The organism is Limnohabitans sp. (assembly GCF_044373035.1).
Taxonomy (GTDB): domain Bacteria; phylum Pseudomonadota; class Gammaproteobacteria; order Burkholderiales; family Burkholderiaceae_C; genus Limnohabitans_A.
The window spans coordinates 1-11,516 of the sequence record NZ_JBILQU010000090.1; the positions used below are offsets into that span (position 1 = coordinate 1).

13 protein-coding genes are annotated in these 11,516 nt (G+C 61.0%); 8 read left to right on the plus strand and 5 right to left on the minus strand.

The genetic code is table 11. From position 1 onward, the window contains the following. On the plus strand, window positions 1-127 hold a 127-nt coding region (locus ACIQ47_RS12245), incomplete at its 5' end, for a Txe/YoeB family addiction module toxin (RefSeq protein ID WP_396438387.1). A 5-nt stretch (window positions 128-132) separates the two neighbouring features. Here ACIQ47_RS12245 and ACIQ47_RS12250 read toward each other — a convergent pair. Both ACIQ47_RS12250 and ACIQ47_RS12255 read right to left on the minus strand, forming a co-directional pair. Continuing rightward, the gene (locus ACIQ47_RS12250; protein ID WP_396438375.1) at window positions 133-1,530 is read right to left on the minus strand and encodes a cytochrome P450; all 1,398 of its coding nucleotides are present in this window, start codon (window positions 1,528-1,530) and stop codon (window positions 133-135) included. Beyond that, on the minus strand, window positions 1,527-1,739 hold the full coding sequence (locus tag ACIQ47_RS12255) for a hypothetical protein (protein ID WP_396438376.1): 213 nt from the start codon (window positions 1,737-1,739) through the stop codon (window positions 1,527-1,529). The genes ACIQ47_RS12250 and ACIQ47_RS12255 overlap by 4 nt, the downstream gene beginning before the upstream one ends. Here ACIQ47_RS12255 and ACIQ47_RS12260 point away from each other — a divergent pair. Continuing rightward, on the plus strand, window positions 1,738-2,574 hold the full coding sequence (locus ACIQ47_RS12260) for a helix-turn-helix domain-containing protein (RefSeq protein ID WP_396438377.1): 837 nt from the start codon (window positions 1,738-1,740) through the stop codon (window positions 2,572-2,574). The two genes, ACIQ47_RS12255 and ACIQ47_RS12260, sit on opposite strands and share 2 nt — an antisense overlap. Here ACIQ47_RS12260 and ACIQ47_RS12265 read toward each other — a convergent pair. From ACIQ47_RS12265 to uvrA, 3 genes are all read right to left on the minus strand, one after another. Beyond that, window positions 2,486-3,181, minus strand: coding sequence for a CYTH domain-containing protein (locus tag ACIQ47_RS12265; protein ID WP_396438378.1), 696 nt, complete (start codon window positions 3,179-3,181; stop codon window positions 2,486-2,488). The two genes, ACIQ47_RS12260 and ACIQ47_RS12265, sit on opposite strands and share 89 nt — an antisense overlap. A 79-nt stretch (window positions 3,182-3,260) precedes the next feature. Beyond that, window positions 3,261-3,647: a glutaredoxin family protein gene (locus ACIQ47_RS12270; RefSeq protein WP_396429189.1), complete on the minus strand. Its 387-nt coding sequence runs from the start codon at window positions 3,645-3,647 to the stop codon at window positions 3,261-3,263. A gap of 145 nt (window positions 3,648-3,792) precedes the next feature. Continuing rightward, the gene (gene uvrA, locus ACIQ47_RS12275) at window positions 3,793-6,735 is read right to left on the minus strand and encodes an excinuclease ABC subunit UvrA (protein ID WP_396438379.1); all 2,943 of its coding nucleotides are present in this window, start codon (window positions 6,733-6,735) and stop codon (window positions 3,793-3,795) included. Window positions 6,736-6,885: 150 nt separating this feature from the next. Here uvrA and ACIQ47_RS12280 point away from each other — a divergent pair, with 150 nt between their 5' ends. The 6 genes from ACIQ47_RS12280 to ACIQ47_RS12305 all read left to right on the plus strand — a co-directional run. After that, complete coding sequence (locus ACIQ47_RS12280; RefSeq protein WP_396438380.1) at window positions 6,886-8,070, plus strand: MFS transporter; 1,185 nt, start codon at window positions 6,886-6,888, stop codon at window positions 8,068-8,070. A 105-nt stretch (window positions 8,071-8,175) separates the two neighbouring features. After that, the gene (ssb, locus tag ACIQ47_RS12285) at window positions 8,176-8,685 is read left to right on the plus strand and encodes a single-stranded DNA-binding protein (RefSeq protein WP_396438381.1); all 510 of its coding nucleotides are present in this window, start codon (window positions 8,176-8,178) and stop codon (window positions 8,683-8,685) included. Between the two features lie 79 nt (window positions 8,686-8,764). Next, the gene (locus ACIQ47_RS12290) at window positions 8,765-9,796 is read left to right on the plus strand and encodes a C4-dicarboxylate ABC transporter (protein ID WP_396438382.1); all 1,032 of its coding nucleotides are present in this window, start codon (window positions 8,765-8,767) and stop codon (window positions 9,794-9,796) included. Between the two features lie 80 nt (window positions 9,797-9,876). Further along, complete coding sequence (locus ACIQ47_RS12295; protein WP_396438383.1) at window positions 9,877-10,038, plus strand: hypothetical protein; 162 nt, start codon at window positions 9,877-9,879, stop codon at window positions 10,036-10,038. Continuing rightward, a complete protein-coding gene (locus tag ACIQ47_RS12300) occupies window positions 10,035-10,790 on the plus strand; it encodes an SDR family NAD(P)-dependent oxidoreductase (RefSeq protein ID WP_396438384.1) in 756 nt (251 codons plus the stop codon). Before ACIQ47_RS12295 ends, ACIQ47_RS12300 begins: the two co-directional genes overlap by 4 nt. Before the next feature lie 32 nt (window positions 10,791-10,822). Continuing rightward, window positions 10,823-11,516: FAD-dependent oxidoreductase (locus ACIQ47_RS12305; protein WP_396438386.1), on the plus strand; the 694-nt coding region annotated here is incomplete at its 3' end.

Consider the following 11,516-nt stretch of genomic DNA (forward strand, 5'->3'; position numbering starts at 1 on the left):
ACCCGAGCCGTTGCTGGGCAATCTGTCAGGCTATTGGTCGCGTCGCATCGACGACGTGCATCGACTGGTCTACGCCGTGGACGATGTGGAGCTGACCGTGATTGCCTGTCGGGGGCATTACCAATAAGCTGTTCAACCGATCTGTGGAAGTGTGATGACGGCCCTTTGATGCAGTTTCAGCCGAATGGCTTGCGCAGGCCGCAAAGTTACTGCCAGATCGCTTTCTGGCCATGGTTCACCTTCAGGCCATTCCAGTCGGAAGCGCTGCATTAGCATGGCCGCTATCAGACCCATTTCGAGCAGGGCAAAGTGCTGGCCAATACACACCCGGGGGCCGGTGCCAAAGGGCATCCAAACACCTCGCGGGATGTCGGGTGCTCCGGGCAAAAAACGTTCAGGCTTGAACTCATCAGGCAACTCGAACCAGCGTGGATCGCGCTGGATCACATAAGGCGTGAAAGCAATCAGTTGGCCTTGGGGCACGGTCCATGGGCCGACTTGCAAATCTTTGAGTGCGCGACGTGTGAACAAGATGGCCGCTGGTGGATACAGGCGCAAGGCTTCTTTGAGGCTGGCTTGTAACCACGGCATTTGCTGCAAGGTAGCGGGTGTTGGTGTTTGCCCTTGCAACACCGCATCGACTTCGGCGTGGATGCGTTCGGCCACTTCTGGGTGACGAGCGATCAGGCCGCTCCACCAAGTCATGGCGGTGGCCGTTGTTTCATGACCGGCTTGAAACATCACCATGGTCTGGTCGTGCAGTTCCTGTGCGCTCAGGCGCTGCTCGGGATTTTCCGGGTCTCTGGCCAGTCGCAGCATGGTCAGCAGGTCATGGCCATCGTCGCTGGCCGTGGATTGCTGAGCTTGGATGTGCTGCTGAATCACGCGGTCCAGCGTCTGTTTGGCATGGCGCACTTTGCGCACCGAAGGCAAGGGCATCCACAGCGGCCATGAAAATGGTTTGAACAGTTCTGAAAAGCCCGAATGGCTCAGAGTCTGGATGGCCTGCGACACAGGCAGGGCATCCCGGACCTGATGGGATCCAAATAAGGCGCGCAAGATCACGTCCAGCGTCATGTCTGTCATGAGAGCGTCCATGTCCACGCTTTGGTCGCCAACGCGCTGCATTAGTGAGTTCAGCGCGTCGTGGGCAGCAGACGCCATTAAGCTGGCGTAGCCTGCCACTCGCTTGGGCGTGAACCCGGGTTGCAACATGCGGCGCTGGCGTTGCCATTGCGCGCCTTCTGTGACCAGCACGCTTTGCCCCATGGAGATGCTGAACACCTCGGTGGCGCGTTCCCAGCGGATTAGCGCGTCGGCTTGGTCCACCAGAACTTGGCGCACCCAATCGGGATGAAAGACATGGGTGATGTGTTCGTTCAGGACCTGCACTTGCGCGATGTCGGGGTGCTGGTTTTGCAAGCGTGTGACATAGCCCAAATAGTCGGCTCGCATGGTGCGTAAGAGGCTCAGTCCCCACAGTGGTGCAGCTGTGCAAGGGATTCGGTGGGCTTCGGTGTGTGTGTTCATAGTGCGATCTTGAATGGCTGGTCGCGCAGCGTCTTGAATCGAATCGACACTTTAAGGTTATTTGAATTAATAGAAGAATACTTTACATATACTTTGTGAATGACGTTAACCCATGCCCCCATTTTGTTTTCTCCAGTTCGTGCCTGGTTGCCGCCTTGGGGTTTGCATGCCTGCGTGCGTGCCGTGCTGTGGCGCAGCACGGTGGACATGGCGTTGTCCGAGTCGCAGCGGTGGGGGCATTACCCCGCAGGCCCCGTGTGCACGATCAGTGTGCTGTTTCGGGGCAGCATCGAGGTGTTGGCTGTAGGTGTGGGATGCGAACCGATGGCTGCTCGTGATTCGGTGCCGTCTTTTTCAGTGATGGGGCCGCACAGTGCGCCTCGAAGCGCTTTTTATAGTCCCGAAGCAGAGGGATTGATGGTCATCCTTTATCCGGATGCGTTTTGGGCGCTCACCGGTGTGGAGCCGCAGACATTAAGCGATCAAATAGTGGATGCCAACGATGTATTGCCTCCTGCACTGCTGACCGCGTATCAGAGGCTGATTGAGCCGGTCGATGTCGATCAGCGCGTGGAGCGTTTGTTGGCGGATCTGCTTCAAATTTGGCAGCGGTGTTCATTGAACTCGCGTGATCACAATGGGTCGCCTGAGGGATGGGGACAGAACTTTGCCCCATGGATGGAGGCCTTGGCCCTGCGTGCCGCCGCCACAGGGTGGGGCCGCAGCTTGCGTCAGTCCGAGCGCCGCGTCAAGCAGTGGACAGGCTGGTCCTTGCGTAAGTTGCAAGGTTCCGTCAGGGGGGAGGCTGCATTTTTTGCGGTGATGGAAGCCATGCTCGAAGAACGTTTGGATTGGACGCAGATCGCTTTGGACAACGGGTTTTCTGATCAAAGTCATTTCATCCGCGAGACCCGCCGCATCTCGGGCTTCAGTCCGGAGGTTTTGCGCCATGGGCTCATCCATGAGGAAGCGTTTTGGGTCTATCGGGCTTGGGCACAGTTAGCGGGGTATGAGGTGCCAAAGCCTGCGGCGCTCGCTGATTAGACCTGCTCCAAAGCGCCATCCCCCGCTGCGCCTTGCTCGCATCGCTCGGCACCAGCGTCACAGGGCCATAGGGTGTCTGGCGCAGCACATCGGCAAGCGCCATGAGGGCCTCTTCTGGGCCACTGAGCAGTTCCAATTCCAGCTCCAGCAGCGGCTCGCTCAGGTCGGTGCCGGGCACATGGATGTGGCCTTGGTCCAGCGCCACTTCGATCTTTGCGCCTCCATGGGCAATCACCCAGCGTTGGCGTTCGAAGTCGGTGCAAAACAGGGCGCGCAAGGTCGGGCGCAGCGTCATCAGGTTTTGCGCCAGCGCGGCGTCATCCACCAGTTTGTCGAACTGCAAGGCTCCCGGCGTCGTTGGGCCTTCCCACTCTTGCCTGCGTGACAGGCCGTTGTGGCTTTGGCCTGCGGTCTTCACGGTCAGCAGCCATTGCTCACCCGCCAGCCGCTCGCGCACCGCCATGCGGCGCTGTTGAAAGGCCAAGTCGGGCGTGTCGAAATAGGTGTTGAGCAGGCGTTGTGTGTTGCCTGCTTGGGTCAGCAGCGGGTGGGCCAGCAGGCGCGCTAGTTCGTCCGCAGACAGGCTGAGTTTGAGTTCGGTTTCCATGGTTGAAGGGCGGGGTCAGGGGGCTTGTCGGGGCTGAAGCCGCCGACCTACAAAAGGTTGGCCCCTTGTGCTTGTGTGTTCAGGCAAAGCGCTCGCGCAAATACGCCACGATCGCGGCCGAGTCCTTCAGCCAACGGGTTTGACCATCGGCTTCGGTGATCTGCAGGCACGGCACTTGGGTTGCGCCCGTAGCTTGCAACAAAGCGTCGCGGTTGGCGGTGTGGTGTTGCGCATCGCGCTTTTCAATCGGTAGCGACAGGCGGCGCATTTCCTGGCGCACCTTGATGCAAAAAGGGCAGGTGCTGAACTGGTAGAGCGCAAGGCTTTGGCACTGTTGGTCCACACGGGCTTGCGCCGCTGGTTCGCGCACCATGCCAGTGGGCTGGGTCAGGCGCTCTTTGAGCAGCATGACGGGGCCCAGCACAACGCGCAGGGTTCGGAAGAAAGTACGGATCACGGTTTTCATAGGTGCTTGAAATTTCAAAAGTGGTTGGATGAAAAGGTTTGGGAGCCCCGGCCTCGGGGCGATGTGTGGTGGTCTGCGGGGCTCCATCGCGGCGAGGACACCGCTCCCACAAAAAAGCGTGAATAGCGAACATCATCGGGTCGGGTCAACAGAGCAAACGCGCCAAATAGTGGCCCGTGAAGCTGGCTTTGTTTTTGGCCAGCTGCTCTGGCGTGCCTTCGCCCAGCACTGTGCCGCCACCCGCACCACCCTCGGGCCCCATGTCGATCAGCCAGTCGGCGGTTTTGATGACGTCGAGGTTGTGTTCGATGATGACGATGGTGTTGCCCGCATTGCGCAGCTGGTGCAGCACTTTGAGCAGCAGGTCGATGTCGGCAAAGTGCAGGCCGGTGGTGGGCTCGTCCAATATGTACAGCGTGCGGCCGGTGTCGCGCTTGGACAGTTCCAGCGCGAGCTTGACGCGTTGCGCCTCGCCGCCCGAGAGGGTGGTGGCGCTTTGGCCCAGGCGGATGTAAGTCAGGCCCACATCCAGCAGGGTCTGCAACTTGCGCGCGATGTTGGGCACGGCGCTGAAGAACTGGTGCGCTGCTTCCACCGTCATGTTCAGGATCTGCGCGATGTTCTGGCCCTTGTATTGGACTTCGAGTGTTTCGCGGTTGTAGCGCATGCCGTGGCACACGTCGCAGGGCACGTACACATCGGGCAAAAAATGCATCGCCACCTTCACCATGCCGTCGCCCTGGCAGGCCTCGCAGCGGCCCCCACCCGACGATGCGCTCACGTTGAAACTGAAGCGCCCGGGGCCGTAGCCGCGCTCACGGGCCGCGGGCACTTCGGCCATCAGCTCACGGATGTGGGTGAACAGTCCGGTGTAGGTGGCCGGGTTGCTGCGGGGCGTGCGGCCAATGGGCGACTGGTCCACGTTGATGACTTTGTCGAAATGCTCCAGGCCCAAGATGGCTTCGTGCGCGGCGGCTTCGTCGTGGGCGCGGTGGATTTGGTGCGCCGCTGCGGTGTAGAGCGTGTCGTTCACCAAGGTGGATTTGCCTGAACCTGACACGCCGGTCACGCAGGTCAGCAAGCCAACCGGGAACTTCACGTTCACGCTTTTCAGGTTGTTGCCGGACGCGCCCACGATCTCGATGAAGTCCTTGCCCGGTTTGTGGCGCTTAGGGATCTCGATCTTCTTGCGGCCCGACATGTACTGGCCCGTGACCGAATCGGGTGCGGCCAGGATGTCGGCGCAGGTGCCTTGCGCCATCACGCGCCCGCCGTGCACGCCCGCGCCCGGCCCCATGTCGATCACATGGTCGGCCACGCGGATCATGTCTTCGTCGTGCTCGACCACCAGCACGCTGTTGCCGATGTCGCGCAGGTGTTGCAGCGTGCCGATCAGGCGGTCGTTGTCGCGCTGGTGCAATCCGATGCTGGGCTCGTCCAGCACGTACATCACGCCCGTGAGCCCCGAGCCGATCTGGCTGGCCAGTCGAATGCGTTGGGACTCGCCGCCCGACAAGGTGTCGGCGCTGCGGTCCAGGCTCAAATAATTGAGGCCCACGTCGTTGAGGAACTTCAGGCGCAGCGCGATTTCGCGCACCACTTTGTCGGCGATCTCGGCCTTGGCCCCGTGCATGGTCAGGCCCTGAAAGTATTGTTGTGACTCACCGAGCGTGATGTGGCTGATCTCGTAAATGGCGCGGGCTTGCGCGCCTTCGCCAATGCGCACATGGCGCGCCTCGCGATTGAGGCGCGTGCCTTGGCAATCGGTGCAGGCCTGCATGTTGCGGTAGCGCGCCAGGTCTTCGCGTACCACGGCCGAGTCGGTCTCGCGGTAGCGGCGCGTCATGTTGGGGATGATCCCTTCAAACGGGTGCTTCTTGCTGACTTTCTTGCCTTGCGATGCGCCGAATTCCATCGTGTAGCTGAACTTGATTTCTTCCTCGCCCGAGCCGTGTAGCAGCACCTTTTGGTGAATCGGTGCGAGTTTTTCAAACGGCGCTTCGATGTCGAACTGGTAATGCTTGGCCAGGCTTTCGAGCATGCTGAAATAAAAGCCGTTGCGCCGGTCCCAGCCCTTGATGGCGCCGCTGGCCAAGCTGAGCGAGGGGAAGGCGACGACCCGTTCGGGGTCAAAAAATGCCATGCTGCCAATGCCGTCGCAGGTGGGGCAAGCACCCATGGGCGAGTTGAACGAGAACAGGCGTGGTTCCAGCTCGCTGATCGAGTAGGTGCACACCGGGCATGAGAACTTGGCGTTGAACAGGTGCTCTTTGCCCGTGTCCATCTCGAGTGCCACGGCGCGGTGTTCGGCCAGGTGCAGCGCGGCTTCAAAGCTTTCGGCCAGGCGTTGGCGCAGGGCGTCGCGCGCTTTGGCATCCTCTTCTGACCGAACCTTGATGCGGTCCACCACCACGTCGATGTTGTGTTTTTCGGTTTTTTTCAGCGTGGGCAGGTCTTCCACTTCAACGGTCTGACCATTGATGCGAAAACGCACATAGCCCAAGGCCTGCATTTGCTCGAAGACTTTTTCAAACTCGCCTTTTTTCTCTCTCGCAATCGGCGCGAGGATCATGAGTTTGGTGTCTTCGGGCAGGGCCAGCACGGCGTCCACCATCTGGCTGACGGTCTGCGCTTGCAGCGGCAGGTTGTGGTCGGGGCAGTAAGGCGTGCCCGCGCGGGCAAACAGCAAGCGCAGGTAGTCGTGGATCTCGGTCACCGTGCCCACGGTGGAGCGCGGGTTGTGGCTGGTGGCTTTTTGCTCGATGGAAATCGCAGGCGACAGGCCCTCGATCAGGTCCACATCGGGCTTGTCCATGAGTTGCAAAAACTGCCGGGCATAGGCCGACAGGCTCTCCACATAGCGGCGCTGGCCTTCGGCATACAGCGTGTCAAAGGCCAGACTCGACTTGCCCGAACCCGACAGCCCGGTGATCACCACCAGCTGGTTGCGCGGGATGTCGAGGTCGATGTTTTTCAGGTTGTGGGTGCGGGCCCCGCGCACGCTGATGTGGGTTTGCCGCAGCGCTGAGGCCAGATACCGCGCGGGTTCGGGTTCGTCAGGCAAGAGAGGGGGGTCAGCAAGTTTCACGGTGGCGGTCAGATCGGCAAAACCTTTGATTATCCCTGTCGGGGCTGTGGCGGGCACTCGTTGGCGTTAATCGGGGACAATTGACCTATTGTTTTCACCCTGTTTGGGTTTTCTGTGGCCGACCTTTCGCAGACATCTTCTGACTTGAACATGACGCCCACTGAGCGGCGCGCCAGTGCTTCGCTGGGGGGTATTTTGGCTTTGCGCATGTTGGGGCTGTTCCTGGTTTTGCCGGTGTTCGCCCTGGAAGCACGCCGATACCCTGGGGGCGAAGACCCCCTTTGGCTGGGGCTGGCCATGGGCATTTACGGGCTGACGCAAGGCCTGTTGCAGTGGCCGTTTGGCATGGCTTCGGACCGTTTCGGGCGCAAGCGGGTGATCGTGCTGGGCCTGATCGTTTTTGCTTTGGGCAGCTTTTGGGCCGCTGCAGCCACCGACCTGACCGGCTTGCTGATTGGGCGCAGCTTGCAGGGGGCGGGGGCCGTGTCGGCTGCCGTCACGGCCTTGTTGGCCGACTTGACGCGGGACGAGGTGCGCACCCGGGCCATGGCTTGGTTGGGCAGCACCATCGCGTTGATGTTTGCCTTGTCTTTGGTGGTGGCCCCTGTGCTGACGGTCTGGATCGGTTTTTCTGGACTTTTTGGGTTGACCGGGGCGCTGGCGCTGCTGGGCGTGGGGGTGGTGATCTGGTGGGCACCGCCCGCACCGCCGCCTGCGACGGGAGAAGGGCGTGGCCGGTTGACCGATGTGCTGGCCCATGCCGACTTGATGCGCCTGAATATTGGGGTGTTTGTATTGCACGCGGTGCAATTGGCCATGTGGGTGGCGGTGCCGTCCTTGCTGGTGCAGGCGGGCCTGAACAACTCGCTGCATTGGCAGTTGTATTTGCCAGTGGTGCTGCTGTCCTTGTTGTTTTTAGGCGTGGTGTTGGCCATGGAACGGCGAGGGCACTTGAAAAAAGTGTTTTTGCTCTCCATTGGCTTGATCGCTGTGGTGCAGGTGGGTTTGCTGGTGCAGTCGCTGGGCACGCCCAGCCTCGGTGTTTTGGCTGTCTTGTTGCTGGTGTTTTTCTGCGGCTTCAATGCGCTGGAGGCGTCGCTGCCCAGTCTGGCCTCGCTCATCGCACCCCGGGCCGTGCGTGGTGCGGCCTTGGGGGTTTACAACACCGTGCAGTCTTTGGGCTTTTTTGTGGGCGGTCTGGTGGGCGGCTGGGTGGTCAAGTCCTGGGGTAGCCCAGTGCTGTTTTTGAGCTGTGGCGCGGCCATGCTAATGTGGTTGCTGCTGGCCTTGCCCATGCAGAACCCTGTTCGGGGTGTGCCTGTGGAGCAGACCTGATGAGTCAGTGGGGAGTGGGGCATGAGGTCAACTTTCGGGCCTTGGCCTAGAGGCGAATGGCCGCCTGAGATTGGCCGCATAATTGGGCATCATTGAGGAGTTTTCATGGCATCCGTCAACAAAGTCATCATCGTCGGCAACCTGGGAGCCGACCCCGAAACCCGTTATTTGCCCTCGGGCGATGCGGTCACCAGCATCCGCGTGGCCACCACCGACCGCTACAAAGACAAGCAAACAGGGGAGATGAAAGAGGCCACCGAGTGGCACAGCATCAGCTTTTTTGCCAAGTTGGCCGAGATCGCGGGCCAGTACCTGCGCAAGGGCAGCCAGGTGTATGTGGAAGGCAGCCTGCGCACCCGCAAATACACCGACAAAAACGGCGTGGAAAAGTACGCCACCGACATCCGCGCCGACAGCATGCAGATGCTGGGCAGTCGCCAGGGCATGGGCGGCCCGTCCGAAGAGGGCGGTGGCGGTGGTGGCGCTGCTGGTGGTGGTTATGCGCCTCGCCAGTCCCCTGCGCGTCCTGCGGCTGCGCCCGCTCAGCGCCCGGCTGCGGCACCGAAGCCAGCGGCCAGCAACTTTGACGACATGGACGACGACATTCCGTTCTGATTTACACCTGCGACTATTTGCTTTTGCAAGCCCCAACCCGTGGCTCACCCCACGGGTTTTTTAACGCCCCTCATTGCCCATGACCGAACAAGCTCCCGCTTCCTCCGTGCAGCACCTGGGTTTTGCCTGGTTTGCCATGGTCATGGGCCTGTGTGGTTTGTCGCTGGCCTGGGCGCGGGCTGTGCCCCATTGGGGGTCTGTGGCGCTGCAGGTGTCGCTGGGGTTGGGGGTGTTGGCGGCCGGGGTGTTGACCCTGTTGCTGCTGGGCCAGTTGTGGCGGCTGCTGCGTTACCCGGCGGCCTTGCTGGCCGATGCCAGGCACCCATTGCGGCATGTGTTTGTGGCGGCGCTGCCGTCCTCGCTGGTCTTGTTGCCCACGGTGTGGGTGGTGCACCAGGGTTACAGCCTCTGGGCCGATGGACTGTGGATGCTGGGCGCAGCCGGTTTGCTGTTGGCCACCTTGGGGGTGGTCGGGCGTTGGCTGCAGCCAGGTTTGACGGCGCAAGATTTTTGGCCCGGTATCACCCCCGCTTTGTTCATTCCTGTGGTGGGCAATGTGTTGCCCGCTTTGGCAGGGGCGAGCTTGGGGCACCCGGTGTGGGCGGCTGCGCAATACGGGCTGGCGGCGGTGCTGTGGCCGGTGGCGTTGGCGCTGGTTTGGGTGCGCATTGGCATGTGGGGTTTGTGGCCGCAGCGCCTGTTGCCCACCACCTTCATCATGATCGCGCCGCCTTCGGTGCTGGCCCTGTCGGGGCATGCCCTGGGTGCGCCCGCGTTGGTGGTGCACATGCTGGCAGGCGTGGCTTTGTTTTTCACCTTGCTGTCTTTCACCGTGCTCAAGCGCTGCCTGCAGCAGCCTTTTGGCATGCCTTTTTGGGGGATGTCTTTTCCCTTGGCGGCTTCGGCGGCGCTGGGCTTGCTCCTGAGCCCCGAACCAGGGCTTGCGCAGTGGCTGGCCAGCTTGTGGTTGGGGGTCGTCACGGGCGTCATCGGCGCCTTGCTGCTGGCCACGCTGCGCGGGCTCATGCGAGGGCAACTTCTGCAGCCCGAAGGACCTGCGCCTTTACCCAAGCTTGTTTCGCATCAAGCCCAGTCTGTGGCGCGGGCGTGAGCTCGGTGCGCAGGATCTTGGGCGCGCCCACCACTGAGTTTGGGCTTACTTGGGGCGGGCGCTGGCCGAATGGATTGGCCATGAATGAATTCACTCCCCGACTCTTGCCAGCAGCCGATGCCCACCGGCTTGTACTGCACAATATAAAAACGGTGGGCGGGTTAAAAATCAGTCCTGGCCAAGGCCTTGGATTGGTGATGCGTGTTGAGATTTTTGCCAGTTGGTTTTGGAGGATGAAATGAATTTGCAATTGACGAACAAGACGGCGCTGGTCACAGGTGCCAGCGTGGGCATTGGCCGTGGCATTGCCAAAGCCCTGGCCGCTGAAGGTGTGCGTGTGGCCGTGTCCGCACGACGCGTGGACAAGTTACGCGAGTTGGCGGACGAAATCGTGGCTGCTGGGGGACATGCACCGGTGATCATCGAGTCGGACCTGTATGCGGACGACGCGGCCAAACGTTTGGCAGAGGCGGCTTTGGCGGGTTTGGGCAGTGTGGATATTTTGGTGAACAATGCCGGAGGCTCGCGCAGCTTCAAGGAGCTGCATGTGAGCGAAGAGGCCTGGCAAGAAGCCATCACCTTGAACTTTCACCGCCCACGCCAAGTGGCCGATGCCCTGATCGATCAAATGATTGAACGCAAATGGGGCCGCATCATCAACATCACCGGCAAGAGCGAACCCGAGCACACCAACGGTGCTTTTTGCGCAAAAGCCGGCATCCACAGTTGGGCCAAGGGTTTGTCGCGCATGGTGGGCAAGCACGGCGTCACCGTGAACTGTGTGCCGCCTGGCCGCATCCATTCAGAGCAAATTTTTCGCAACTACACGCCCGAATACCGCCAATGGCAGTGCGACAACGAGATTCCTGTGGGCCGCTATGGCGAGCCCGAAGACATGGCCAATTTGGTCACCTTCTTGGCATCGCCCTTGGCCAGTTACATCACCGGCGCGGTGATTCCTGTCGACGGCGGTTTGCGCAAGTACCAGTTCTGATCCAGCTCGGGCACCTTGCCCTGAAAGTGTTTATGACGGTGGATGTTTTGGTGATTGGCGGCGGCAACGCGGCCCTGTGTGCGGCGCTCATGGCCCGTGAAGCCGGTGCCAGCGTGATGCTGCTCGAATCGGCACCGCGCGAGTGGCGCGGTGGTAATTCGGGCCATACCCGTAATTTGCGCTGCATGCACGATGCGCCGCAAGACGTGTTGGTCGATGCCTACCCGGAAGAAGAGTTTTGGCAAGACCTGCTCAAAGTCACCGGCGGTTTGACCGACGAGCATTTGGCCCGTCTGGCGATCCGCCACTCGGCCACATGCAGGCCCTGGATGGTCAAGCACGGGGTGCGTTTTCAGCCGTCTTTGTCCGGGGCTTTGCACACGGCCCGCACCAACGCGTTTTTCATGGGCGGGGGCAAGGCCTTGGTGAATGCCTTTTACCGCAGCGCCGAAAAGCTGGGCGTGCAGATCCACTACAACGCCGAGGTGGATACCGTCGAATTGGACGAGGGCCGCTTTGTGGCCGCATTGGTCATGCACAAGCAGTCCGATGGCAGCGTGCGGCGCGAACGCATCGAGGCCCGCACCTGTGTGTTGGCCGCAGGCGGTTTTGAGTCCAACCGCGAATGGCTGCGCGAGGCCTGGGGCCAAAACGAGCGCGGTGAATACCCGGCTGATCAGTTTTTGATCCGGGGCACGCGTTACAACCAAGGGGTCTTGCTCAAAC